The sequence below is a fragment of the Oscillibacter ruminantium GH1 genome, assembly GCF_000307265.1.
GTDB lineage: Bacteria > Bacillota > Clostridia > Oscillospirales > Oscillospiraceae > Oscillibacter > Oscillibacter ruminantium.
The window spans coordinates 119,744-143,273 of the sequence record NZ_DF158898.1; the positions used below are offsets into that span (position 1 = coordinate 119,744).

Consider the following 23,530-nt stretch of genomic DNA (forward strand, 5'->3'; position numbering starts at 1 on the left):
TACAAAAGCAGCAGGCAGCACCCCGGCCGTCAGGTTCGTTTCCTGACAGCCGGGGCGCTGCTTTCCATCTGTTTATGCGGCAAACACTTTCGCACCGCACGCGGTGCAGCGAGCCCTCTCACCGCAGGAGAAATGTTGCAATTTTTAAATGAGTGTGATATGTTAAACAAGTATGCAAAAAAGATTCCAACAGTCATTTTATACGAAAAATCATTTGTCTTCTTGGAAGAGTCGTATGAGAAAGGAGGGAGCGCCGTGCAGCGCCCGTTGGCAGATGAAATACGGCCCAGAACACTGGACGAGGTGGTGGGGCAGACCCATCTTCTGGCCCCCGGCGCGGTGCTTCGCCGCCTGATCGAGAGCGGAACCTCCACCAATATGGTGTTTTATGGACCCTCCGGCACCGGAAAGACCACCGTGGCCAACATCATCGCGGAGAAGACGCAAAAAACGCTCTACCGGCTCAACGCCACCACCGCTTCGTTGCAAGACGTGAAGGACATCCTCGCGAATGTGGGCACACTCTTGGCCCCCGGCGGCATTTTGCTGTATCTGGATGAGATTCAGTATTTCAACAAAAAGCAGCAGCAAAGCCTTCTGGAGTTCATGGAGAACGGACAGATTACACTGATCGCCTCCACCACGGAGAACCCATATTTTTACGTTTACGGCGCACTGCTTTCCCGCAGCACGGTGTTTGAGTTTAAATCTGTGTCCCCCAGAGAGGTTCTGCCCGCTGTGGAGCGGGCGCTGGAGATTGAAAAGGGAAGGCAGGAGCTGCCTCTTTCGTGGGAAAAGGAAGTGCCGCTGGACATCGCCACCGCCTGCGGCGGCGATGTGCGCAAATCGATCAACGCCGTGGAACTTCTCTGTCAGGCGGCGCGTCCGGGCAAAAACGGAAAACTAAAGCTGACGCGGAGTGACGCCCAACAGGTGTCCCAGAGCAGTGCCATGCGCTATGACCGGGACGGCGACGCCCATTATGACATCCTGTCGGCCCTCCAAAAGTCCATCCGGGGCAGCGACCCGGACGCAGCGGTTCACTATCTGGGCCGGCTTTTGGAGGCGGGCGATCTGCTGTCCCCCTGCCGGCGGTTGCTGGTGATCGCGGCGGAGGATATCGGCCTTGCCTATCCGCAGGCCATCGTGGTGACAAAAGCCTGCGTGGACGCGGCGGTGCAGCTGGGCTTGCCGGAGGCACAGCTCCCACTGGCGGAAGCCGCCATTTTACTGGCCACCGCGCCAAAATCCAATTCCGCTCACGACGCGATCAACGCGGCCCGGGCCGATTTAAAAGCGGGGCGCACCGGCGATATTCCCCGCCAGCTTCAAAATGTCCACGCCGACACCACAGGTTTTGACAACAAACAGAATTACAAGTATCCCCATAGCTACCCCAACCACTGGGTGGAGCAGCAATATCTTCCGGATGCGCTGAAAAACGCCCGGTACTATGAATACGGCGAAAACAAAACGGAACAGGCCGCCAAGCGGTATTGGGACGAGATCAAGAAATAATGTCTGCGTCCGACCCGGAAATTTCCGAGGCGGTAAAGTCCGTGACTACCGGCGGCTTTTCATAGCTGGGCGGAGAATAGACCCAGCGCTCCAGCTTTCCGTCCGTGATCTGATAGCGCAGGGGTGCGGGATAGATCGGGGGCGGCAGGCGCTGGATAATTTGCAGCTTTACTTTCATATGCTCGGGACGGATCGAGCGGATATAGACCGAGACACGGTCCCCTTCCTTGAGGCCCTCTTTTAAATCCGCAAGACCTGAGAGGTTGGGCGCCAGTTCCACGAAGGCTCCGTATTCCCGAATCGAACGGACAATGCCCTGTACCGTCTCTCCGGGAGAGAAATGACTGGCATTTTCCATCCAAGTTCCCAGCAGCTCCCGGTGAGTCATGGTGAAACGACGGTTTTCCCGGTCGATGGACAGTACCGCCGCCAAGAGTTTCTGACCCGTGCGGAACCGGGCCGCCGGATGAGGAATGCGGGAGACGGAAATGCGCTCGATGGGCAGCATGGCAACGATTCCGCAGCCGATGTCCACAAAGGCCCCAAAGGATTCCATGTGGGTGACCCGGCAGGTAAGGAGCATTCCCGGTTCCAGTGTTTCCAGCAGATGATCCAGCGCCTTTTCCTGCACCGCTCTGCGGGAGAGCAGTGCGTGGGGCGCGCCTTTTTCGTCGGCGGCGAGACTTGTGACGGTGAAGCAAACCGGCTTACCAACCAAGGACAAAAGTGCAATGTCCCGGCTGGCGCCGCTGATCCAAGGGGAGATCGCTTCCTCGCGGGGAATCAGCCCGTCTATGGGCCCCAGTGAGATATGGAGCGCTCGTGACCCGTCGCACCGTTCCACGGGGGCTTCCAGAATCGTCTCTTGTTCCAGAGCGTCCCGCAGCAGAGCGGGGGTCAGGGGGGCGCAGGGGCGCAGGCCCTCCGGCAGGTAAATTTTATTTTCCGGCATGGCAACTCTCTCCATCCGCCGCGCAGCGCGGCATTTCATTCAGCATCTGAGCCACTATATGCGATTCCCGGCGCAGGATTGACAGGAGGAATTTCATGGACTTGCATCTTTATGATCAGGTGGAACTAAAAAAGCAGCATCCCTGCGGCAGCAAGCGCTGGGAAATTCTGCGGGTGGGCATGGATATCAAGCTTAAGTGTATGGGCTGCGGGCATGAGTTGATGCTGCCCCGGAGCCGGGCGGAAAAGAGCATCCGCAAAATTTTGACAGAGGAGGAAAAGAAGCAATGAATAAGGGAACGCGCATCGTGGCGGTTGTTATCGTCTGCCTGCTGGTGTTTTCACTGCTGGCGTCTTTGGTGGTGCCGTTTTTGGCATAAGCACCGTGAATGTTAAATCGCGCAAACCATTGGGGCGCAGTGTGCGCAACCAGTGGTTGACAAGGTTCCAACCGCCGCGTTCTTGCAAGATGGGTGAAAAACGGATATGCTGACGGCAATCGGCCCCTTAAGGTCAGATGGAAAGTGGGAACCAAAATTGATGTTTTCTGAGAAATTGATGAAACTCCGTCGGCAGGAGGGCATGAGTCAGGAACAGCTGGCTGATCGGATGGATGTGACGCGGCAGTCTGTCAGCAAGTGGGAGTCCGGCTCGGCGATGCCGGAGCTTGGCAAGCTGACGGCCCTGTCGGAGCTGTTCGGCGTGAGTTTGGACTATCTGGTGAAAGATTACATAGAGGAACCGGAAATGGCCAAGCCTGCGCTGGACAAAGATACCGCCGCGCGTCTGGAGGAAAAGGTGGACGCACTGGCAAACCGGAACCGTATTTACAGCTTCACCAGCCGCCGGAAAATTTTCGGCCTGCCGCTGGTATCCGTCCGTTTCGGACATGACCGCCATCCCTGCCGGGAGAACACGGCGGTGGGTGTGATTGCCATCGGCAATTTTTCGCTGGGTGTCGTCAGCATCGGCCTGATCTCCGCCGGATTGCTGCCGATTGGGATGATTGCACTGGGTGGAGTCGCGTTTGGAATGATTTCCATCGGTGTGGTGGCCTTTGGCGCGGTAGCGGTGGGCTATCTGGCGGTGGGCGCGTCCGCATTGGGCGTTTATGCGGTGGGCGCGGCGGCGCAAGGCTCCCGCGTGGCAGTGGGCGCTGCCGCATCGGCTTCTACTGCCGTGGGGCTGGAGGCTAAGGGCGGCCGGATGCTGACAAACCCCGCCGTGACTGCGGCACAGGTTTTGGAATTTTTGAAGCCGGAGCTTGCCGCCATGTGGGCTCCGGTGCGGAGGCTGATGACGTTCCTCATTAACTGGATTTTCTAAAACGTGTTGGCGTGGAATTCCGGAGTTTTCTCCGCAAAATGCCATTGACATTGTGCAAAAATGTGCTAAAATAGCAAAGTAATCTGAAAAATGCCACGATGGAGCCAGCTTTGCGCACAGGCCGAAGCGAGAGGGGGACGGTGAAAGCCCCTTGACCGACGACGAAAAGCAGCCACTCCTGAGCATCCCGTGTTGAGCGGGGCGGTTCATCCCCGATACAGGATGGCTAAGATGCCCCGCAAGGGGATAATTAGGGTGGTACCGTGAAGCATCGCTTCGCCCCTATACCGGGGCGGGGCGTTTTCTTTTTGTACCCGGAATTTGAGAAAGACGGAGGAAAACAATATGTCACATCCGGTTTATGGGCTGAACGAACTGCGGGAGATGTTCCTCAGCTACTTTGAGAGCAAAGGGCACCTGCGCCTGCCCAGCTTTTCCCTGATCCCTCACAACGACGCAAGCCTCTTGCTCATCAACAGCGGCATGGCTCCCATGAAGACCTGGTTTACGCGGGAGGAGGAGCCTCCCCGCAACCGCGTGTGTACCTGCCAAAAGTGCATCCGCACCGGCGATATTGAGAACATCGGCAAGACTGCCCGCCACGGCACCTATTTTGAGATGCTGGGCAATTTCTCCTTTGGCGACTATTTTAAAAAGGACGCCATCCCCATGAGTTGGGAGTTTTTGACCAAGGTGGTGGGTCTGGAGCCGGATCGGCTCTATCCCTCGATCTATGTGGACGACGACGAGGCCTTTGAGATTTGGAACAAGGACATGGGCATCCCTGCCGAGCGCATTTTCCGCTTCGGCAAGGCGGACAACTTCTGGGAGCACGGCCCCGGGCCTTGCGGTCCCTGCTCTGAAATTTATTACGACCGGGGCGAAAAATACGGCTGCGGCAAGCCGGACTGCACCGTGGGCTGCGAGTGCGACCGGTATATCGAAATCTGGAACAATGTCTTCTCTCAATTTGTCAACGACGGCGAGGGCCACTACGAAGAGATGCAGAATAAGAATATCGACACCGGAATGGGTCTGGAGCGTTTGGCGGTGGTCAGTCAGGACGTTGCGTCGCTGTTCGACGTGGATACCGTCATGCACATCACCAACAAGGTGAGCGAGATCACCGGGGCACATTATGCCGAAAGTGCCAAGACCGACGTGAGTCTGCGGGTCATCACCGACCACATCCGCTCCGCCGTTATGATGATTTGCGACGGCGTGCTGCCTTCCAACGAGGGACGGGGCTATGTGCTGCGCCGCCTTCTGCGCCGCGCCGCGCGGCATGGAAAGCTGCTGAGTATGGACGAGCCCTTCCTCTATACCGTGGTTGCCACCGTGGTGGAAGTGAACAAGGTTGCTTATCCCGATCTGGTGGAAAAGGAAGCCTATATCACCAAGGTCGTCCGGACAGAGGAGGAGAACTTCCTGAAGACGCTGGACGCGGGCATGAAAATTTACACGGATCTGCTGGCGGCGCACAAGGAAAAGCAGGAGACGGTGTTCTCCGGCGCGGATGCGTTTAAGCTCTACGACACCTATGGGTTCCCCATCGACCTGACGGCGGAAATGCTGGAAGAAGAGGGCATGACCGTGGACAAGGCCGGGTTCGACGAGCTGATGGAACAGCAGCGCACCCGGGCCAGAAAGGCCAGAGAGGCGCTGGGAGACGTGGCTTGGGCCGGAATCGACTTGGGGCTGGACGCCACGCCCACCGCGTTTACCGGCTATGACCACGACACAGACAGCGGCAAGGTACTGGCCATCGTGGCGGACGAAGAGCTGCGGGACGCTATGGTGAAGGGTGCCGAGGGCGTGATCGTGCTGGACAAAACGCCGTTTTACGCCGAGATGGGCGGTCAGGTGGCCGACCATGGCACAATCTCTCTGGGCGACGCGGTGTTTACCGTTACCAACGTCCAAAAGGACAAGGCGGGCAAGTTCCTGCACCACGGTGTGATGGAGTCCGGCGAGCTGAAGGTGGGCGACACCATCACCGCCGCCATCGACCGGGAGCGCCGTCAGGCGGTTCGCCGCGCGCACAGCGCCACCCATCTGCTGGATGCGGCGCTGCAAAAGGTGCTGGGTGACCATGTCCATCAGGCCGGTTCTTTGGTGGAGCCGGACCGTCTGCGGTTCGATTTCACTCACTTTTCCGCCATCACACCGGAGGAGCTTACCAAAATCGACCGGTTGGTGAACGATGAAATTTTGGCGGGTATGCCGGTTGAAACCCGCGAGATGCCCATTGAGGAAGCAAAGAAACTGGGCGCTACCGCTATTTTTGGCGAGAAGTACGGCAAGACCGTCCGCGTCGTCTCCATGGGAGAGGGAGAGGAGCTTGCCTCCTTGGAGTTCTGCGGCGGTACGCATTTGGACAATACCGCCAAGGTCGGCCCCTTCCGCATTAAATCCGAGGCCAGCGTAGCTTCCGGCGTGCGCCGCATCGAAGCAACCGTGGGCAGAGCGTCTCTGGAGGTGATGAACCGAAATCAGGAGATGCTGTTCCATGTGGCGGAGATGATGAAGACCAATCCCGGCGAGCTGGCGGGCAAGGCGGAGCAGATGATGAACGAGATGCGGGATCTGCGCCATTCTCTGGAGAAGTTCCAGGCGCAGGCGTCTCTGGGACAGGCACAGCAGTTCTTGATGTCCGCCAAGGCGGTGGGCGGCTTGAAGGTGCTGACCAACGTTCGCCCCGGCGCGGATGCAAACGCACTGCGCCAGATGGGCGACTTCCTGCGGGATAAGGAGCCGGGTGTTGTGGCGGTTTTGGCCGCTACCGGCGAGGATAAAATCACCTTCTTGGCCGTGTGCGGCAAGGAGGCTGTGGCGAAGGGCGTCAAGGCCGGGGATCTGGTGAAGCTGGTTTCCGGAATCGCGGGCGGCTCCGGCGGCGGCAAGCCCGATTCTGCCATGGGCGGCGGCAAAGACCTGCTGAAGCTGGACGATGCGCTGGCCGCGGTGGACGATTTCGTGGCGGGAAAGCTGAAATAAGCTGCCTAAGGGAGGCCTATCGAGGGGACTCCACAAAAAATCTTTATGACAGAGAGACTGAGTTGCTATGCTGCCGAAGGACCCTGTGATTTTACTGAGCGTGGTAAATACAAAGCTGCGGGATTTCTATTCCGATCTGGACGATCTCTGCGCCGGGGAAGACGCCAATCAAACGGCACTCCTTGAGACGCTGGCCGATCTGAATTACCGCTATGACGCCGCGCACAATCAATTTGTCTGAACCCCATGTATTCAGAAATTTTTTAAGGAGGGAAGTACTGATGTCTGATTGCCTATTCTGCAAAATTATTGCGGGCGAAATCCCCAGCGATAAGGTCTATGAAGACGAACTTTGCTATGCGTTCAATGACATTGCGCCGCAGGCACCGTCCCATTTCCTGGTGATTCCCAAGGCGCACATTGGCTCTGTATCCGAAATTGACGGAAGCAACAGCGGCCTCGTAGCCCATATTTTCGAGGTCATTGCCAAAATTACTGCTGAAAAGGGGATTGAGAGCTATCGCGTAGTCTCCAACATCGGAGAGCAGGCGGGCCAAAGTGTGCATCATCTCCACTTTCATGTGCTCAGCGGCCGGGATATGACTTGGCCTCCGGGCTGATCGGCATCGTAAAGTCTGCTGCACTCCGTTTCCGCCTAAGGGCGAAAACTGCGCTTCGCATTCTTGCGCCGCCTCCTTTGCGTAAAATTCTGGTGGAATTTTACGCGAGACAAGACGGGGAACGCGGCAAAGTCCGCTGCGCTCTTGCCTTTGGCGAAAATCGATGCGTATAAAACGACCGGCTGCGGGAAATTTCCCGCAGCCGGTCGTTTTTTCGGACGGACTGCTGTTCAGCCCTCCAGCTTGGCGTTGCATTTGGAGAGAAAGCGCTCGTTGTTGATGATGGCACGGGTGTGGACACCCTGCCCAATGGGGCCTTTTTCGTCCCATGCCTTCACCTTGAAGTCTACCATTTTGCCGTTTTCGGAAACGGCGGTGATCTCCGCCTCGGCCCAGACCTTCATTCCAACGGGGGTGGGGGCGTCGTGGCTCACGTCCATGTGAACGCCCACGCTGCCCTTTCCCTCTTCCAGACCTGCCTGCAGGCAGGTGAGGGCGGCGTTTTCCATCATGGCGATCATAAACGGTGTGCCGAATACCGCCAAAGCACCGGAACCGGCCACTGCGGCGGTCAGCTGATCCGTGACGACCTGCTCCACCTGACATTTTGCTCCAATTATTATCATATGCGATTGCTCCTTTACCTTTTGATTGATCGTGTACTATTATACTGAAAACAGCTCTGCCGTACAAGGGGTAAAAGCTATGAAAATCCAAGGCATGACCGATTACCGTTTGTGGCGGTCGGATTGAAAAGAGAAGCGGTGGGAAATCAAAATTGATTTCCCACCGCTTATGTTCTGCGTTTGCTCAGGCTTTCAGCCGCAGCCATTCGGAGTCGTAGAATTTCAAAATATCCTCCGGCAGATTCAAAAATGCCTCGCAGGAGGCAAGAACCTCATCCGACGGATACGCCACCGGGTCGGCGGTAATGGCGGGGTCCAGAGCCTCCACCACGCTCATCAGAGGAGAGGAGTAGCCGATGGCCTCGCAGTTGGCAACGCCCACATCCTTGGAGCACATAAAGTTGATGAACTTCTCCGCGTTGGCCTGATTGGCGGCTCCAGCGGGAATGCACATGGCGTCGGTAAAGATGTTGGACCCTTCAGAGGGGACCACAAAGGCGAGATCCTGATTGTTTTCGTACATGGTGAGGTAGTCTCCGGCGTAGTACACGCCCATGGCCGCCTCGCCGCCCTCCAGCTTGTCGAAAATCTCGTCCATAACATAGGCCTGCACAATGCCATTCTGCTTCTGCTGAATCAGAAGGTTCACCGCCTCGGTGATCTGTGCCTGATTTGTGGTATTGTAGGAATAACCCAGATCCTTCAGCGCCACGCCGATCGCGTCTCGGGAGTTGTTAATCATCAAAACCTGCCCGGCGTACTTCTTGTCAAACAGAGAATCCCAGCTGGTGATGGCCTCGTCCACCATCGTGGTGTTGTAAATAATTCCAACCGTGCCCCACATGTAGGGAACAGAATAGGCATTGTCCGGGTCATAGGCCGGATTCAAAAACTTGGGGTCCACATCAGAAGCGTTGGGGATATTATCAAAATTCAGCGGAGTCAGCATCCCCTCGTCGATCAGGCGGGAAATCATATAATCGGAGGGAATGATCACGTCATAGGAATCGCCCTGCTGCAGGTTTGCATACAGCGTCTCGTTATCGGGGCAGACGTTGTAATTGACCTTGATGCCGGTTTCCTGCTGGAATTGTTCAATCACGTCCAGCGTACCGTCCTGTCCGTCAGAGATATATTCGCCCCAGTTCAGAACGTTCACTTCACCGTTGGGATACTGGCTGCTGGTACCGCTGCCGCCGCAGGCGGTCAGCAAGGGGCAGACCATGAGGACTGCCAGAATCAGAGAAAGAATCTTTTTCAATTCTTCGCGTTCTCCTTTACTCAATAAGATTCAACTATATAAACGGCGCACTGCGCCAGAGCTTTAGCGCTTCGGTGTCAAAGCGGCCCGCTGATGGCGGGCAGCGGAATCCTGACGCGCCTGCCGTAGGTTCACAATGATCAGCATCGCCAGAACCGCAACAAATAGAAGCGTCGAAATGGCATTGATCTCCGGGCTGATGCGCCGCCGAGCCATGGAATAAACCTCCATCGCCAAGGTGGAAACCTTGTTGCCCGCGGTGAAATAGGAAATCACGAAATCATCCACCGACATGGTAAAGGCGATGATGGTTCCGTTGATAATACCGGGCATCAGATCGGGCAGAATCACCTTGCGGAACGCATAGAACCCCCGTGCGCCCAAGTCCTGCGCCGCCTCGTAGATATGCGGGTCCAGCTGCCGCAGCCGGGGCATGACGGATAGGATTACATAGGGAATGTCAAAGGTGACGTGGGCAATGAGCATGGTGCCAAAGCCCTTGGCCAGCGTAATATTCATCGCACTGCCCAACGAGCTGTTGAATGCGTTGATCGCCAGCATAAACAGCAGAGACAGGGAAACACCGGTGACAATATCCGCGTTGGTCAGGGGAATGTTGTTGACGCTCATCAGCATGTGACGGCTGCGCCGCTTCATGGCGGCAAAGCCGATGGCGGCGGCAGTGCCCGCAACCATGGCGATCAGAGACGCAAGGACGCTGACCAAAAGCGTTGTCTGCAAGGCGCTTAAAATAGCGCTGTCCTGAAACAGCCGCACATACCACTGCAAAGAAAAACCGCCCCAAATTGTCCGGCTTTTCGTGGCGTTGAAAGAAAAGACGATCAGAACAAAGATGGGCGCATAGAGGAAGAGGAAAATCAGCCCCAGAAACAGGCGGTTGCCGAAGTTGTTCTTTTTCACAGCAGCATCGCCTCCTCTTCGCCCTCACCGAAGCGGTTCATCACGGCCATACACACCAGCACGATCACCATCATCACAAGGGAAATGGCAGAGCCGAGATAGGGATTGTATGCTCCGCCCAAGAATTGAGCTTCAATCAGGTCGCCCAGCAGCGTCACCATGCCGCCGCCCAGCAGGCGGGAAATGGCAAATGTGGCCACAGACGGGACGAACACCATCGTCACGCCGGAGAGGATGCCGGGAACGGACAGGGGGAAGATCAGCTTGCGGAAGACTACGGCGCTGTTGGCGCCCAAATCCTGCGCCGCCTCGATGAGGCGGGGGTCGATCTTCTCAATGACCGTGAAAATAGGCAGGATCATGAAGGGCAGATAGTTATAAACCATGCCCAGCACGATAGCCCCCTGCGTGTTAATCATGGAGAAATAGGTGTAATTCGTTCCAAAAATGCCGTTGACAAGGGAGATCAGGCCGATTTTCTGAAACAGCGTGTTCAAAAGCCCGGTGTTCTCCAAAATGGACATCCAAGAGTAAGTCCGCAGTAAAAAATTCATCCACATGGGCAACATGATGAGAATGGTGGCGATACGCCGCATTCCTGCGCCCTCCCGCGCTAAAAACCAAGCCACGGGGTAGCCGATCAGAATACAGATCAGCGTTGCGATGGCCGCCAGCAGGAAGGACCGGCCGAACACGGCGGCATAAGTCCCCATAACGCGGAAATTATCCAGCGTGAAGCGGCTGCCGTCATGAAACGCGTAGATCAGCACCAAAATCAGCGGTGCAACCACGAAAATCGCCAGCCAAGCGACATACGGCACAGCAAGACCCTTATTCTTCATTGCCGCTGCCCTCCGCTGCCGCAACCTCCTCCGTCTCGTCCAGCGCCTCCACATCGGAAAGCTCGTCGTATTCCTCACTATAAGAGCTGTAATCGCCGAACTTGCCGGAATATTCGCTCTTTTTCATAATGTGGAATCCGTCGGGATCAATTTTCACACCGATCTTTGCGCCGACAGGGGAGTGGTCCGTGGTCTGGATCAACCACTTGAAGCCCCGGAAGTCCACGATGATGTCGTACTGCATCCCCTTAAAGGTCACATTGGTGACGGTGCCCACCAACTGTCCCTGCTCCACGGGCACGATATCGATGTCCTCCGGCCGGATGACCACATCTACAGGCTCGTTGAGCACAAACCCGCCGTCCACACAAGGGAAGGTCTTCCCGTATATTTTCACCAGCTTATCCTGAAGCATCAGCCCGTCGATGATATTGGACTCGCCGATAAAGTCTGCCACAAAGGCGTTTTTCGGCTCGTTGTAAATATCCTCCGGCGTGCCAATCTGCTGGATAGAGCCCTTGTCCATCACCACAATGGTGTCGGACATGGTGAGGGCTTCCTCCTGATCGTGGGTAACGTACACAAAGGTAATGCCGACCTGCTGCTGAATTTTCTTCAGTTCGATCTGCATGTCCTTGCGCAGCTTCAAATCCAGCGCGCCAAGAGGTTCGTCCAATAAAAGAACCTTCGGCCGGTTGACCAGCGCCCGGGCGATGGCCACCCGCTGCTGCTGGCCGCCGGAGAGAGCGTCCGGCTTGCGGTGCTCAAAGCCCTTGAGACTGACAATTTCCAGCATCTCAAGAACCTGCTTTTCGATCTCCGCCTCCGCCAGCTTTACCGTCCGCTTTCCGCTGGGGTCGGCAGGATCGGGAATGCGTTTCATCCGCAGGCCGAAGGCCACGTTTTCAAAGACGTTCATATTGGGAAACAGCGCGTACTTTTGGAACACGGTGTTGATCTGCCTTTGATAAGGCGGAACGTCATTAATCCTCACACCGTCGAACAGGACATCTCCCGACATTGGCGTCGTGAAACCCCCGATGATCCGCAGCGTCGTGGTCTTGCCACAGCCGCTGGGGCCAAGCAGTGTGAGGAACTCTTTGTCATTAATGTAAAGATTTAAGTGATCGAGAACCAGCTCGTCGTCAAACGCCATGCAGAGATCCCGCAGGCGAATCAACTCTTTGGACATGTATCCTCCCCCGTTTCTACAATTGATAAAAAAATAGAAGCGCCTCTTTTCTCTGTTGAGGGGGAACCTTTCTCGTTGAAATTCGGCAATTAAAAACTATATCGGAAACATGCTGAAAAGTCAAGAAAAATAGCGATTTTTAAATGGAATATTTTCTACCCGGAATACCTTCCCCCGCAGATATTCCAGAACTCCCGCGTCGGACTGAAAATCAAAGGTCAGCTGATAGGACCAAAGGCACTGCTTTTGTTCATGATAGCTCCGGTTCACCTCGCCCCGGCCGTACTTCCCGTCTCCCAGCAGAGGACAGCCGATTTCCGCCATGGAAACGCGGATTTGGTGCGTCCGGCCCGTTAAAAGTTCGCACTCTACCAAAGAAAGTTCACCCCGTGTCTCCAGCGTTTTATAATAGGTGACGGCGCTGCGTCCGCCGGAAACGGGGCGGCGGTAGAAGGCGACTTGCTTTTTCTCCTCATCCTTTAAAAGAAACCCCTCAATTTTCCCAGCGGCGGGCCGAGGCCGTCCCACTGCCACGCAGAGATAAGCCTTGCGCAGCTCGTGAGTGCGAATTTTCTCATTGATGACGCGCAGCGTCTCGGCGTTCTTCGCGGCGATGACGATGCCGCCGGTGTTGCGGTCGATACGGTTGCAAAGAGCCGGAGCAAAAGAATTCTCTGCCGCCGGGTCCCATTCTTCCTTTTGATAAAGATATGCCTGAATATGGTGAACCAGTGTGTTGACCTTTTCCGTTTCATCGGCGTGGACCACCAGCCCCGGACGCTTGTTCACCAGCAGCAGGTTTTCGTCTTCATACACCATGTCGAGCTGCGGGTGGAACGCGGAGAGGAATTTATCCTCCTGCGCGTCCGGTCCCTCAAAAAACTCGTCATTGATGTACATTTGCAGCACGTCGCCCTTCTCCAACCGGATTTCCCGCTTGGAGCCTTTGCCGTTGACCTTCACCCGTTTGAGCCGGATGTATTTCTGCACCAGAGCAGGGGGGAGTAGGGGCGCGGCCTTTGCCACAAACCGGTCCAGCCGCTGTCCGGCGTCATTTTTATTGATGGTGAATTCCCGCATAGGAGCCTCCCAAAAAGCGATATATGGCTATTGTATCCGATTTTGAAAAAAATGCAAGGAAATCAGAAAAAAGTGTTTGACAAGCCGAAAAATATCCCTTATAATACTACTCGTGTCATTGCGAGGTGTACTATGCGTTTCGACGTAAAACCAATTCTAAATTCCCCCGGCAAATCGTTGGACTTTCAGTTTGCGCTGGACCTGTCCGACACGGAGCTGAACGGGCAGTATCCCGCTCAGGAACCGATTGAAGTCCGGGGCTCCGTGCGGAACACCGCCGGACTGCTGGAGCTTTTCATGGCGGCATCCACTATGCTGGACGCCGCGTGTGACCGCTGCGCCAAACCGATTCGACTGCCCAAGGAAGTGGAGTTCCACTGCCTGCTGGCGGAAGAACTGGAGAACGAGGAAAACGACGAGATCGTTTTGCTGGAAGACGGCGAAGTGGACGTGGAGGATCTGGCTCGCACTGCGTTCATCCTTGAAATGGACGCTAAATTTCTGTGTTCGGAAGATTGTAAAGGACTCTGCCCCCGCTGCGGCGCCGACCTGAACCTCGGCCCCTGCGGCTGCAAAAAGGATGCGGATCCGCGTCTGGCTGCCCTTGCAAAGCTTTTAGAGAACAACTAATAAATGGAACCAGAGCGGAAAGGCGAAAAGCCGTCCGCTGATCTGAAGGAGGTGTCATTATGGCAGTACCCAAGGGAAAAGTATCCAAGGCAAGACGTGACAAGCGGCGCAGCTCTACATGGAAGCTGGCGACTCCCGGTCTCGTGGCTTGTTCCAAATGCGGTGCGCTGCACCTGCCTCACAGAATGTGCAAGGAGTGCGGCACTTACAACGGCCGGACGATTAAAGTCGTCAAGTCTGTTGCCGCCAACGCTGCAAAATAAGTTTTTTGCATCATAATGAGGAGGAAAGAGTCCGCTCTTTCCTCCTTGTTTTGTATCCGCTACTTTTTCCGGCTGTGCGGTTGCAATTCTATGCCGTCTGGGTATAATGAGAGACAGGAGCGCTCCCGGCATCCCGGCGGGAGCCTGAACAATCAAGAAACGGGAGGAAATCAATGAAACCAATTGTTGCCATTGTGGGCCGGCCCAACGTGGGCAAGTCCATGCTGTTTAATAAACTGATCGGTCGGCGGCTCTCCATCGTGGAGGACACACCGGGCGTTACCCGCGACCGTATTTACGGGGAGACGGACTGGAACGGCCGCGCCTTTACCCTGATCGACACCGGCGGCATCGAGCCGCGGACCGACGATCAGATTTTGACCTTTATGCGCCAACAGGCGCAGCTGGCCATCGACCACGCCGCGGTCATCATCTTCTTGACCGATATCAAAACCGGCCTCACCGCCTCGGACCACGAGGTGGCGAATATGCTGCTTCGAAGCGGCAAGCCCATCGTTCTGGCGGTGAATAAAATGGATTCCACCGGCAGAGTGGATCCTGATTTTTATGAATTTTACAATCTGGGACTGGGCGATCCTATTGCCGTCTCTGCAGTCCACGGACATGGAACCGGCGACCTTTTGGACGCCTGCGTGAAGTTTTTCCCGCCGGAGGAAGACGAGGAGGAGGGAGCCGACGCTATTAAGGTGGCGCTGATCGGCAAGCCCAACGTGGGCAAATCTTCCTTGCTGAACCGGATTTTGGGGGAGGAACGGAGCATCGTCAGCGACGTGGCGGGTACCACCCGGGACGCCATCGACTCTCCCTTTGAAAATAAGCACGGAAAATTCCTGTTGATCGACACTGCGGGTATGCGGAAAAAATCCAAGGTGGACGAGGATATTGAGAAATACAGCGTTCTGCGGGCCACCATGGCCATCGAGCGCAGCGATGTGTGTCTGATCCTGATCGACGCGCGGGACGGTGTGACGGAGCAGGACACCAAGGTGGCAGGACTTGCCCACGAGGCGGGAAAAGCCAGCATTATCGTGGTGAACAAGTGGGATTTGGTGGACAAAGACGACAAGACCATGGACAAGCTCACCGCCGATATCCGGCGGGATCTGGGCTTTATGACCTATGCGCCCGTGCTGTTCATCTCTGCCCTGACGGGGCAGCGGGTGGAAAAGCTCTTTGAACTGATCGTGGCGGTGAGCAATCAGGCGTCCCTACGCATCACCACCGGCATGCTGAACAATGTTCTCTCCGATGCGCAGACCCGGGTTCAGCCTCCTTCCGACAAGGGCCGCCGACTGAAGATTTACTATATGACGCAGGTGGGCATCCGCCCGCCCCATTTCGTGGTTTTCTGCAACGACGCGCGGCTGTTCCACTTCTCCTATCAGCGGTATCTGGAAAATCAGATTCGCTCCGTGTTCGGTTTGAGCGGTACGCCGATCATTCTGTCCATCCGGCAAAAAGGGGATAAGGAGGACTGAGTATTATGGCGAAAGTGCCAATCATGGCGGTCCCCACCGGCGGAATGCTGGTGCTGATTTGTCTGATAACTGCGGCGGCAGCCTATTTCTTGGGCTGCTTCAACGGGGCGGTTATCGTCTCCAAGTATATTCTAAAGGACGATATCCGCACCCACGGCAGCGGCAACGCGGGACTGACCAACTTTTATCGGACGTTTGGCGGCCCATTGACTTTTGTGGTGATTCTCACAGACGTTTTGAAAGCGGTAATTGCCGTTCTGATCGGCGCGTGGCTGTTTGGCGGCTATGCGGCGGAGGGAAAATTGTTTGCCGGCCTGTTTTGCATGATCGGACACATGTTTCCCTGCATGTTTCACTTTAAGGGTGGCAAGGGCGTTCTCTCCGGAGGTGTTGTTGCCATTATGCTGGACTGGCGGGTGGCGCTGATTGTCTGGGGCGGCTTTGTGATTTTAACAGCGCTGACCCGATACGTATCTCTCGGTTCTTTGTACGCGGGAACAGCCTTTCCCTTTGCCACCTACTTTGTGATGCACAGTCTGGTGCTGGCGGTGCTGGCGGGCTGCTGCGGCGGATTGCTGGCTTGGGGCCACAGGGCAAATATCAAGCGCCTTTTAAAGGGACAGGAGAACAAATTTACCTTTCATCACAAAAAGTGACGGGTACGGAGGAGTCTCCGCTTGATTTCAGCGTGTGTTGATTGCGGCGGAGTTTTCTTCCCCGATCCCGGCGGCGAAAACCGTCGGGAAATTTCCTGAGAAAGCGGGATTATGGATATGAAAACAGTGGTTTTAGGTTCCGGCGGCTGGGGCACGGCTCTGGCCATGGTGCTGTGTGACAACGGGCACGATGTGACGCTTTGGTCCCACAGCCCGGAAAAGGCGGCCCTGATGGCGCAGACGCGGAGAAATCCGCTTTTGCCAAACGTGGAACTGCCCGCGGCGCTGAAACTTGACGGGAACCCGGCCTGTGTAAAGGACGCGGAGATTGTGGTTTCCGCCTCTCCGTCTTATGCGGTGCGGAGCAATATCCGACTGGTTGTTCCGTTTTTGAAAGAAGGCGCCGTGCTGGTGTCTGTCTCCAAGGGCATTGAGCGGGATACGAACCTGCGCATGAGCCAGCTTTTGCTGGAGGAGACGAAAGGCCGTTTCCCGGTGACGGCGTTGTCCGGCCCCTCCCACGCGGAGGAGGTCAGCATTCGTTTGCCCACCGGCTGCGTGGCGGCGGGGGAGAGCGGCGAGGCCGTGAAGCTGGTGCAGGATGCGTTCATGAACCGTAATTTCCGCGTCTACACCAGCCCGGATATCGTGGGCGTGGAGCTGGGCGGCGCGCTGAAAAACGTGGTGGCGCTCTCTTGCGGCATCTGCGACGGCATGGGTTATCAAGACAATACCAAGGCGCTTTTGATGACGCGCGCCATGACCGAAATCGCCCGGCTCGGAGAGACTTTGGGCGGTCAGCGTCAGACCTTTGCGGGTCTTGCGGGCATGGGCGACCTGATCGTCACCTGCACCTCCATGCACTCCCGGAACCGCCGGGCGGGCATCTTGATCGGACAGGGAAAGACCGCGCAGGGGGCCATGGAGGAGGTAGGCGCTGTGGTGGAGGGATACTACGCCGCTGAGAGCGTCTATCAGCTTGGGCAGAAGGCCGGGGTGGAGATGCCCATCTGCACCTGCGCCTATCAGGTGCTGTATCAGGGCAAACAGGTCCGGGACGTGGTCATGGAGCTGATGACCCGCTCCAAAAAAGACGAGCTGGGCTACGGCTGGATGTGAGTTTCTGCGGAAATTCCGCCTATGGAACAAAGAAGAAGCAAGCCGCGTCGAAAGGCGCGGCTTGCAATTTTTTGATTGGGCCTATTTAATCGAGCGTACTGGTGAATCTGCAAACACCGGAGGCAGCCGCCAAGAGCGGCCGCTTCCGGTGTTTGCGGTGGAGCGGAGATATTCGGGGGAGCATGTTCGGGCTGCTTTACGGGTGGGAAAATGCCCACCCCGCAGAAAAAAACCCCCGAACCGAAGTTCGGGAGCCTATTCGTCTTATCAGACCGCTCTGGTGACTTTGCCGGAGCGCAGACACCGGGTACAAACATATACATGGCGCGGCGTACCATTGACGATTGCCTTGACACGCTTTACATTGGGCTTCCAGGGACGATTGGCACGTCTGTGGGAGTGAGACACCTTAATACCAAAGGTGACACCCTTATCGCAAAACTCGCACTTAGCCATCCGTTGCACCTCCTCGCTGTTGCGGACTAGTACCCATTTCTCACAGGCACAGCTGATATCATAACAGATAAAAATGTAAAAAGCAAGTGGAAAATTCAAAAAAATTCAAAAATATAGAAAGTCGGCGCTGGGGAAACTGTTGCGAAAAGACGACCCATACGTTATAATGAGTGCATATCGTGCAGGTGCACTCCGCAGGAACGGGCCGTGAGGCGGCGTTTGTGGGCGCTTGCTGCGGAAAAGAGCCTGGCGCGTGCGCCGGGAAAACAAATATTGCGGGTGGCGGCACTATGGCCGCCACGAAAAGGAGACAGAAGTTTATGGCGGTCAGCGGACTGAAAATGAAGGACTTTGCAGCTTCCTTCGACCTGCAAATCCTCAATCGCGGAAATGATTATGAGGAGGCCGTCCTCTCCATCACGGACGTGAACCGGCCCGGACTTCAGTTTCTGGGCTTTTACGATTATTTTGACCCTCGCCGTCTTCAGGTGATCGGCAAGGCGGAGGTTATGTACCTGAAGGGGTTGACGGGGGCGGAGCGGAAAAAAGCCTTTGACGATCTTTTTCTCTACGATATTCCCGCTCTGGTGATCGCAAGGGATCTGGACTGCTTCCCGGAGTGCTTGGAAAGCGCGCAGGAGCATGAACGGACGCTGCTACGCACCCCGGAGACGACCGTGGACTTCACGGCCCACACCATCGAATTTTTGAACCGCAAGCTGGCGCCCTGCATCGGGCGGCACGGTGTGCTGATGGACGTATACGGCGAGGGCGTTATGCTCACCGGCGATTCCGGCATCGGCAAGAGCGAGACGGCCATCGAGCTGATTATGCGGGGCCACCGGCTGGTGGCGGACGATTCCGTGGATATTCAGCGGGTGTCCAACCAGCTGATCGGCACCTCGCCGGAGATGATCCGGCACTATATCGAGCTGCGGGGCATCGGCGTGATCGACGTGCGGCAGCTGTTTGGAATGCGGGCCATTAAGGTCGAGTCTCAGATTGACCTTGTGGTGCAGTTGGAGCAGTGGGACAACAACAAGTTCTATGACCGGCTGGGCATTGAGGATCATTATACGGAGATTCTGGATTTGCAGGTGCCCTGCGTCACCATTCCGGTTCGGCCCGGGCGGAACCTGGCCAATATTGTGGAGGTGGCGGCTATGAACAACCGCCACCGGCGCTTCGGCTTTAACGCGGCGGAAGAGCTGGCCCGACGGGTGGATGAGCGGGCAAATCTTGGCATCAGCAAAAAGAACTGAAAGAGGAGCGGAAACGATGTACGTTGGAATTGACGTGGGCGGCACAAATCTGAAAGCGGGCCTTGTGGATGAGGCGGGCCGCCTGCTGGCAACGCGGAAAATCCCCCTTGGGCCGTTTCAGGGCAAGGAGTATTTTGTCCGGAGACTGGCGGAACTGACGGCGCAAGTCTCGCGCGATGGCGGCGTGGCCCCCGGGGATCTGGAGTACGTGGGCATGGGTATCCCCGGTGCGGTGGCGGAGGGGAATATCCTTTACACCTGCAACATCCCATTGGCAAATGTCCCCATTGAGCGGCTGTTCAGCCAGTATCTGGACGTGCCGGTGCTGCTGGAAAATGACGCAAACTGCGCCGCCGTGGGCGAATATTTCTGCGGCGCGGGACGGGGGACAAAGAACTTTGCCGTGGTGACGCTGGGTACCGGCATTGGCGGCGGTTTTATTTTGGGCGGGAAGCTCTATGCCGCCAGCGGTATGTCCGGCGAGGTCGGGCATATGGTAGTGGAGCGGAACGGCGCGGTCTGCAACTGCGGGCGGCGCGGCTGTTGGGAGACATATGCTTCCGCCACTGGCCTGATCCGCATGACAAAAGAGGCCATGGAGGGGAATCGAGAGAGCCTGCTCTGGGAAGAATCCAAGGGCGGAACGGCTGTCTCGGGCCGGACGGCGTTTGCCGCCGCCCTGCGGGGAGACGTAGCGGCAAAGGCCCTGTGCGAGACATATGTAGACTATCTGGCGGCGGGGATCGTAAACCTGCTGAATATTTTGCAGCCGGAGGTGCTTGCCATCGGCGGCGGCGTCAGCGAGGCGGAAGATGAGCTGCTGCTCACGCCCCTGCGGGAGATCGTGGACCGGGAAAGCTACGCCGCCCACTGCGGCGGAAAAGCCACGGTGGTGAAGGCGGAGCTTGGCAACGACGCGGGAATCATCGGGGCGGCGCTGCTGAAGCGGGCAATTTAAGTTTAGGGGAGGACCTGCATGGATTGGGCGGAAGAACTGGACCGGTGCGCGGGAGAATACCTGCCGGACTTGGAGATCAAGAACGATGAGACCATGAGCCGCCACACCTCTTTCCGCATCGGCGGACCGGCGCGGCGGATGGCGTTTCCCAAGACGGGGGAACAGCTTGTGCTGCTGACGGATTTTGCGCACAAATGCGGCGCGCGGCCTCTGGTAATCGGCAACGGCACGAATCTGCTGGTTCCGGACGAGGGACTGGACCGGCTGGTGATTGACACCTCCGCCGGGCTGAACCGGCTGGAAATGGGCGCAGCAGAGACGCAGGTAACGGCGGAGTCCGGCATCTCGCTGGCGCGGCTGGCAGACTTTGCCCAAAAGCGGGGCCTTGCAGGTCTTGAATTTGCTCACGGCATCCCCGGCACGGTGGGCGGAGCCCTGTGCATGAACGCCGGAGCTTACGGCGGGGAGATGGCACAGGTGGTGGAGCAGGTTACTCTGCTGGACCCGGAGTGCGGCGTGAAGATACTTTCCGGCGCGGAAATGAAATTCGGATACCGCCGCAGTATTCTGACCGACCACCCGGACTGGGTGGTTTTGCATGCGGTGTTCCGTCTGTATCCCGGCGACGGCGCGGAAATCCGCGCCCGGATGGAAGAGCTCATGGGAAAGCGGAAAGCCAGCCAGCCGCTGGAGTGGCCCAGTGCGGGCAGTACCTTTAAGCGGCCGGAGGGGAATTTTGCCGGAACGCTGATTGACCAATGCGGACTGAAAGGACTGACTGTTGGCGGCGCGCAGGTCAGCGAGAAGCACGCGGGCTTTCTCATCAATCGGGGCGGAGCAACGTTTGCCGACGTGACAGGGCTGATCGCGCAGGTGCAGGAGCGGGTGCTGACGGCCACCGGCGTCTATTTGGAACCGGAGGTTAAAATTGTGGGGTAAAGCCCCGCGCGGGAGAGAGAAACGGGTGATTTCATGGAAATTGTGATTATTTCCGGCCTGTCCGGGGCTGGCAAGAGCAAAGCGGCCTCTTTTTTGGAGGATATGGGCTTTTATATCGTGGACAATATGCCTGCGGCAATGATTTTAAAATTTGCGGAGTTTTGTGCGGGCGGAAACGGGCGGTACGACCGGGTCGCGCTGGTGTATGACGTGCGCACGTCGGACTCCTTCTCAGAGTTGTTTGATGTGCTGGATAAGCTGCGAAGCATGGGCGGCGTGTGCCGGATGCTGTTTTTACAGGCATCCCCGGAAACCGTTATCAAGCGCTATAAAGAGACGCGCCGCCGCCACCCTCTCAGCAGCGGAACAGACACGCTGGAAGAAGCGGTCCGTCGGGAGATCGAGGTCATGCGCCCGGTCAAGGAGCGGGCGGACTTCGTGATCGACACCAGCAGCCTTTCTACCGCCCAGCTGCGTGGAGAGCTGCTTCGGATGTTCAGCGGCAAGGACGAAAAGGCGGGTATGACCGTGGCGGTGGCGTCTTTCGGATTCAAGTATGGTCTGCCGCTGGAAGCCGATTTGGTTCTGGATGTGCGGTTTATGCCAAACCCGTTTTATATCGAGACGCTGCGGGAGAAAACGGGCCTTGACCAAGCGGTGTCTGACTATGTGTTTTCCTTCCAGCAGACACAGGATTTTCTCACGAAGCTGGAGGATTTGCTGACGCTGACGCTGCCGCTGTACGCCGAGGAGGGAAAGACCAGCCTCACTGTGGCGGTGGGCTGTACCGGCGGACAGCACCGCTCCGTGGCCATTGCCCATGCGCTGACCGGGTTTATCCAGCAAAAGGGCTATCCCGTCACGGAGTATCACCGGGACATGCCTCGGGGTTGAACAGAGGAAACTTTGAAAGGGGACCTATGGAAAATCGAAGGACGTCCTATCGTCTCCCCAAAGCCCATGGGCCGCGAATCGCCGTCATCGGCGGAGGACATGGCCTTTCCACCATGCTGCGGGGACTAAAGCAGTATACGGAAAACATCACGGCCATCGTCACGGTGGCGGATGACGGCGGCGGGTCGGGAATGCTGCGTCAGGACTTGCGGATGCCCCCTCCTGGAGACATCCGCAACTGTCTGGAGGCACTGGCAAACACAGAGCCGCTGATGGCGGAGCTTCTGCACTACCGCTTTTCCGAAGGTACGCTGGCGGGACAGAGCTTTGGAAATCTGTTTCTCGCGGCGCTGAACGGCATCTCCTCTTCCTTTGACGCGGCGGTGAGCCGTATGAGCGAGGTGCTGGCCATCACCGGGCGGGTGCTGCCCGTCACCAACGCCAACGTGCAGTTGGAGGCGGAGTTTGAAAACGGCGTGCGGGTGGTGGGAGAATCCAAAATCTTCTACTGCAAAAAGGAGCAGGACTGCCGCATCCGGCAGGTTCGGCTGCTGCCGGAGCACCCAAAGGCGCTGTGCGCGGCGGTGGAGGCCATCCAAAACGCGGACATGGTAGTGCTGGGGCCGGGGAGCCTATACACCAGCATCATCCCAAATCTCTTGGTGGATGGCATTGTAGAGGCCATTCAAGAGTCCGACGGACTGAAAATTTACGTTTGCAACGTAATGACACAGGAGGGGGAGACAGAGGGGTACACCGCCGCCGACCATATTGCGGCGCTGTTCAAGCACTCCGTACCGAATCTCTTCGACCTGTGTCTCACCAATTCCTCCCCCATTCCAAAGGGTGTCGCCCAGCGGTACGCGCAGGAGGGGGCGGAGCTGATCCGCTGCGATAAAGAGCGGTGCGGGGAACTGGGCGTGGAGATAATCAATCGGCCCGTGGCCACGGTGGAAAATGGGTTTGTGCGCCATGATCCCGGTCATCTTGCCCGGGAGCTGATTTTGCTCCACGCAGAGCGCAGCGTCCGCATTGCGGGGGATCGGTTTACATTTGATAAAGATTTTTACCTCGTAGAGGATTCCAAGGAACAGGGGCCGGGCGCAGATGGCAAAAATCGTTGAACGGGAGATTTCGGCGCAGCTGCGCAGTCCTGTGGAGAAGGTCTGGGCCACCGTGACGGACAACCGGCGCACAGGCTGGCGGAGCGATCTTGCCCGGGTGGAAGTCGCTGAAAATGGGAATTCCTTTACAGAGTATACCCCACAGGGCTTTGCCACGGAGTTTACCATCACGGAAAAGGATCCTTGCCGCCGGTACGCGTTCCAGATGCGCAACGCGAATCTCCGGGGCGACTGGACGGGGGAATTTTCAGAGCGGGACGGCGGCTGCCGCGTCCGCTTTAACGAACGCGTGACGGTGGAGCGGTTTCCCATGACGATTTTGGTGGGAGCCTATTTGAAAAAGCAGCAGAGACGATATCTGGAGGATTTGAAAAAAGCCCTGAACGAGTAAGGCGC

25 protein-coding genes are annotated in these 23,530 nt (G+C 56.9%); 17 read left to right on the plus strand and 8 right to left on the minus strand.

Features of this window, described 5'->3' with window-relative positions:
* Positions 1 to 255 precede the first annotated feature (255 nt).
* The gene (locus ON16_RS08310) at positions 256 to 1,518 is read left to right on the plus strand and encodes a replication-associated recombination protein A (RefSeq protein WP_040661828.1); all 1,263 of its coding nucleotides are present in this window, start codon (positions 256 to 258) and stop codon (positions 1,516 to 1,518) included.
* Here the strand turns inward: ON16_RS08310 and ON16_RS08315 are convergent.
* Complete coding sequence (locus ON16_RS08315; RefSeq protein ID WP_081579637.1) at positions 1,508 to 2,470, minus strand: S1 RNA-binding domain-containing protein; 963 nt, start codon at positions 2,468 to 2,470, stop codon at positions 1,508 to 1,510. The two genes, ON16_RS08310 and ON16_RS08315, sit on opposite strands and share 11 nt — an antisense overlap.
* Before the next feature lie 95 nt (positions 2,471 to 2,565).
* Between ON16_RS08315 and ON16_RS08320 the strand changes: the two genes are divergently transcribed.
* The 5 genes from ON16_RS08320 (at position 2,566) to ON16_RS08340 (ending at position 7,412) form a co-directional block, all read left to right on the plus strand.
* Positions 2,566 to 2,760 (plus strand): DUF951 domain-containing protein, encoded by a 195-nt coding sequence (locus tag ON16_RS08320; protein WP_040661237.1) that lies wholly within the window; start codon positions 2,566 to 2,568, stop codon positions 2,758 to 2,760.
* A gap of 249 nt (positions 2,761 to 3,009) precedes the next feature.
* Positions 3,010 to 3,795 carry a helix-turn-helix domain-containing protein gene (locus ON16_RS08325; RefSeq protein ID WP_051131635.1) on the plus strand — a complete coding sequence of 262 codons (786 nt, stop codon included), beginning with the start codon at positions 3,010 to 3,012 and terminating at the stop codon, positions 3,793 to 3,795.
* Positions 3,796 to 4,140: 345 nt separating this feature from the next.
* Positions 4,141 to 6,792 (plus strand): alanine--tRNA ligase, encoded by a 2,652-nt coding sequence (gene alaS / locus ON16_RS08330; protein ID WP_040661239.1) that lies wholly within the window; start codon positions 4,141 to 4,143, stop codon positions 6,790 to 6,792.
* A gap of 67 nt (positions 6,793 to 6,859) precedes the next feature.
* A complete protein-coding gene (locus ON16_RS08335; protein WP_040661240.1) occupies positions 6,860 to 7,033 on the plus strand; it encodes a DUF4250 domain-containing protein in 174 nt (57 codons plus the stop codon).
* 40 nt (positions 7,034 to 7,073) lie between these two features.
* Positions 7,074 to 7,412, plus strand: coding sequence for a histidine triad nucleotide-binding protein (locus ON16_RS08340; RefSeq protein ID WP_040661241.1), 339 nt, complete (start codon positions 7,074 to 7,076; stop codon positions 7,410 to 7,412).
* Between the two features lie 230 nt (positions 7,413 to 7,642).
* Here the strand turns inward: ON16_RS08340 and ON16_RS08345 are convergent, their stop codons facing one another.
* The 6 genes from ON16_RS08345 to ON16_RS08370 form a co-directional block, all read right to left on the minus strand.
* Positions 7,643 to 8,038, minus strand: a complete 396-nt coding sequence (locus ON16_RS08345) for a thioesterase family protein (protein ID WP_040661242.1) — start codon at positions 8,036 to 8,038, stop codon at positions 7,643 to 7,645.
* 184 nt (positions 8,039 to 8,222) lie between these two features.
* Positions 8,223 to 9,299 carry an ABC transporter substrate-binding protein gene (locus tag ON16_RS08350; protein ID WP_040661243.1) on the minus strand — a complete coding sequence of 359 codons (1,077 nt, stop codon included), beginning with the start codon at positions 9,297 to 9,299 and terminating at the stop codon, positions 8,223 to 8,225.
* A gap of 63 nt (positions 9,300 to 9,362) precedes the next feature.
* On the minus strand, positions 9,363 to 10,220 hold the full coding sequence (locus ON16_RS08355) for an ABC transporter permease (protein ID WP_040661245.1): 858 nt from the start codon (positions 10,218 to 10,220) through the stop codon (positions 9,363 to 9,365).
* The gene (locus tag ON16_RS08360; protein WP_040661246.1) at positions 10,217 to 11,062 is read right to left on the minus strand and encodes an ABC transporter permease; all 846 of its coding nucleotides are present in this window, start codon (positions 11,060 to 11,062) and stop codon (positions 10,217 to 10,219) included. Before ON16_RS08360 ends, ON16_RS08355 begins: the two co-directional genes overlap by 4 nt.
* The gene (locus ON16_RS08365; protein WP_040661247.1) at positions 11,052 to 12,254 is read right to left on the minus strand and encodes an ABC transporter ATP-binding protein; all 1,203 of its coding nucleotides are present in this window, start codon (positions 12,252 to 12,254) and stop codon (positions 11,052 to 11,054) included. Before ON16_RS08365 ends, ON16_RS08360 begins: the two co-directional genes overlap by 11 nt.
* 120 nt (positions 12,255 to 12,374) lie before the next feature.
* Positions 12,375 to 13,334, minus strand: coding sequence for an RluA family pseudouridine synthase (locus ON16_RS08370; protein ID WP_040661248.1), 960 nt, complete (start codon positions 13,332 to 13,334; stop codon positions 12,375 to 12,377).
* A 132-nt stretch (positions 13,335 to 13,466) separates the two neighbouring features.
* On the opposite strand from ON16_RS08370, the gene ON16_RS08375 reads away from it, so the two are divergent.
* The 5 genes from ON16_RS08375 (at position 13,467) to ON16_RS08395 (ending at position 17,501) form a co-directional block, all read left to right on the plus strand.
* Positions 13,467 to 13,964, plus strand: coding sequence for a YceD family protein (locus ON16_RS08375; protein WP_040661249.1), 498 nt, complete (start codon positions 13,467 to 13,469; stop codon positions 13,962 to 13,964).
* Positions 13,965 to 14,023: 59 nt separating this feature from the next.
* Positions 14,024 to 14,227, plus strand: a complete 204-nt coding sequence (rpmF, locus tag ON16_RS08380; RefSeq protein ID WP_040661250.1) for a 50S ribosomal protein L32 — start codon at positions 14,024 to 14,026, stop codon at positions 14,225 to 14,227.
* Between the two features lie 173 nt (positions 14,228 to 14,400).
* Entirely contained in the window at positions 14,401 to 15,726 is a 1,326-nt protein-coding gene (gene der / locus ON16_RS08385) for a ribosome biogenesis GTPase Der (RefSeq protein ID WP_040661252.1), read from the plus strand.
* A 5-nt stretch (positions 15,727 to 15,731) separates the two neighbouring features.
* Positions 15,732 to 16,382 carry a glycerol-3-phosphate acyltransferase gene (locus ON16_RS08390; RefSeq protein ID WP_051131636.1) on the plus strand — a complete coding sequence of 217 codons (651 nt, stop codon included), beginning with the start codon at positions 15,732 to 15,734 and terminating at the stop codon, positions 16,380 to 16,382.
* Between the two features lie 117 nt (positions 16,383 to 16,499).
* Entirely contained in the window at positions 16,500 to 17,501 is a 1,002-nt protein-coding gene (locus ON16_RS08395) for an NAD(P)H-dependent glycerol-3-phosphate dehydrogenase (protein ID WP_040661836.1), read from the plus strand.
* A 267-nt stretch (positions 17,502 to 17,768) separates the two neighbouring features.
* On the opposite strand, the gene rpmB is transcribed toward ON16_RS08395, so the two are convergent.
* The gene (gene rpmB / locus ON16_RS15335) at positions 17,769 to 17,957 is read right to left on the minus strand and encodes a 50S ribosomal protein L28 (protein WP_081579639.1); all 189 of its coding nucleotides are present in this window, start codon (positions 17,955 to 17,957) and stop codon (positions 17,769 to 17,771) included.
* A 290-nt stretch (positions 17,958 to 18,247) separates the two neighbouring features.
* On the opposite strand from rpmB, the gene hprK reads away from it, so the two are divergent.
* From hprK to ON16_RS08430, 6 genes are read left to right on the plus strand one after another with little or no spacing between them, the layout of a single operon-like run.
* Positions 18,248 to 19,219: an HPr(Ser) kinase/phosphatase gene (gene hprK, locus ON16_RS08405; RefSeq protein WP_243441798.1), complete on the plus strand. Its 972-nt coding sequence runs from the start codon at positions 18,248 to 18,250 to the stop codon at positions 19,217 to 19,219.
* Between the two features lie 16 nt (positions 19,220 to 19,235).
* Positions 19,236 to 20,177 carry an ROK family protein gene (locus ON16_RS08410; protein WP_040661254.1) on the plus strand — a complete coding sequence of 314 codons (942 nt, stop codon included), beginning with the start codon at positions 19,236 to 19,238 and terminating at the stop codon, positions 20,175 to 20,177.
* 18 nt (positions 20,178 to 20,195) lie between these two features.
* Positions 20,196 to 21,116, plus strand: a complete 921-nt coding sequence (murB, locus tag ON16_RS08415; RefSeq protein WP_040661255.1) for a UDP-N-acetylmuramate dehydrogenase — start codon at positions 20,196 to 20,198, stop codon at positions 21,114 to 21,116.
* Between the two features lie 33 nt (positions 21,117 to 21,149).
* Positions 21,150 to 22,010, plus strand: a complete 861-nt coding sequence (gene rapZ / locus ON16_RS08420; RefSeq protein ID WP_040661256.1) for an RNase adapter RapZ — start codon at positions 21,150 to 21,152, stop codon at positions 22,008 to 22,010.
* Positions 22,011 to 22,036: 26 nt separating this feature from the next.
* Entirely contained in the window at positions 22,037 to 23,134 is a 1,098-nt protein-coding gene (locus tag ON16_RS08425; protein WP_051131637.1) for a gluconeogenesis factor YvcK family protein, read from the plus strand.
* The gene (locus ON16_RS08430; protein ID WP_040661257.1) at positions 23,118 to 23,525 is read left to right on the plus strand and encodes an SRPBCC family protein; all 408 of its coding nucleotides are present in this window, start codon (positions 23,118 to 23,120) and stop codon (positions 23,523 to 23,525) included. The genes ON16_RS08425 and ON16_RS08430 overlap by 17 nt, the downstream gene beginning before the upstream one ends.
* Positions 23,526 to 23,530: the final 5 nt, after the last annotated feature.

Bases quoted from the DNA above. Each gene is read 5' to 3' on its own strand.
- ON16_RS08315 (WP_081579637.1), bottom strand. From the start codon at position 2,470: ATGCCGGAAAATAAAATTTACCTGCCGGAGGGCCTGCGCCCCTGCGCC.
- ON16_RS08320 (WP_040661237.1), top strand. From the start codon at position 2,566: ATGGACTTGCATCTTTATGATCAGGTGGAACTAAAAAAGCAGCATCCC.
- ON16_RS08325 (WP_051131635.1), top strand. From the start codon at position 3,010: ATGTTTTCTGAGAAATTGATGAAACTCCGTCGGCAGGAGGGCATGAGT.
- alaS (WP_040661239.1), top strand. From the start codon at position 4,141: ATGTCACATCCGGTTTATGGGCTGAACGAACTGCGGGAGATGTTCCTC.
- ON16_RS08335 (WP_040661240.1), top strand. From the start codon at position 6,860: ATGCTGCCGAAGGACCCTGTGATTTTACTGAGCGTGGTAAATACAAAG.
- ON16_RS08340 (WP_040661241.1), top strand. From the start codon at position 7,074: ATGTCTGATTGCCTATTCTGCAAAATTATTGCGGGCGAAATCCCCAGC.
- ON16_RS08345 (WP_040661242.1), bottom strand. From the start codon at position 8,038: ATGATAATAATTGGAGCAAAATGTCAGGTGGAGCAGGTCGTCACGGAT.
- ON16_RS08360 (WP_040661246.1), bottom strand. From the start codon at position 11,062: ATGAAGAATAAGGGTCTTGCTGTGCCGTATGTCGCTTGGCTGGCGATT.
- ON16_RS08365 (WP_040661247.1), bottom strand. From the start codon at position 12,254: ATGTCCAAAGAGTTGATTCGCCTGCGGGATCTCTGCATGGCGTTTGAC.
- ON16_RS08370 (WP_040661248.1), bottom strand. From the start codon at position 13,334: ATGCGGGAATTCACCATCAATAAAAATGACGCCGGACAGCGGCTGGAC.
- ON16_RS08375 (WP_040661249.1), top strand. From the start codon at position 13,467: ATGCGTTTCGACGTAAAACCAATTCTAAATTCCCCCGGCAAATCGTTG.
- rpmF (WP_040661250.1), top strand. From the start codon at position 14,024: ATGGCAGTACCCAAGGGAAAAGTATCCAAGGCAAGACGTGACAAGCGG.
- der (WP_040661252.1), top strand. From the start codon at position 14,401: ATGAAACCAATTGTTGCCATTGTGGGCCGGCCCAACGTGGGCAAGTCC.
- ON16_RS08390 (WP_051131636.1), top strand. From the start codon at position 15,732: ATGGCGAAAGTGCCAATCATGGCGGTCCCCACCGGCGGAATGCTGGTG.
- ON16_RS08395 (WP_040661836.1), top strand. From the start codon at position 16,500: ATGAAAACAGTGGTTTTAGGTTCCGGCGGCTGGGGCACGGCTCTGGCC.
- rpmB (WP_081579639.1), bottom strand. From the start codon at position 17,957: ATGGCTAAGTGCGAGTTTTGCGATAAGGGTGTCACCTTTGGTATTAAG.
- hprK (WP_243441798.1), top strand. From the start codon at position 18,248: ATGGCCGCCACGAAAAGGAGACAGAAGTTTATGGCGGTCAGCGGACTG.
- ON16_RS08410 (WP_040661254.1), top strand. From the start codon at position 19,236: ATGTACGTTGGAATTGACGTGGGCGGCACAAATCTGAAAGCGGGCCTT.
- murB (WP_040661255.1), top strand. From the start codon at position 20,196: ATGGATTGGGCGGAAGAACTGGACCGGTGCGCGGGAGAATACCTGCCG.
- rapZ (WP_040661256.1), top strand. From the start codon at position 21,150: ATGGAAATTGTGATTATTTCCGGCCTGTCCGGGGCTGGCAAGAGCAAA.
- ON16_RS08425 (WP_051131637.1), top strand. From the start codon at position 22,037: ATGGAAAATCGAAGGACGTCCTATCGTCTCCCCAAAGCCCATGGGCCG.
- ON16_RS08430 (WP_040661257.1), top strand. From the start codon at position 23,118: ATGGCAAAAATCGTTGAACGGGAGATTTCGGCGCAGCTGCGCAGTCCT.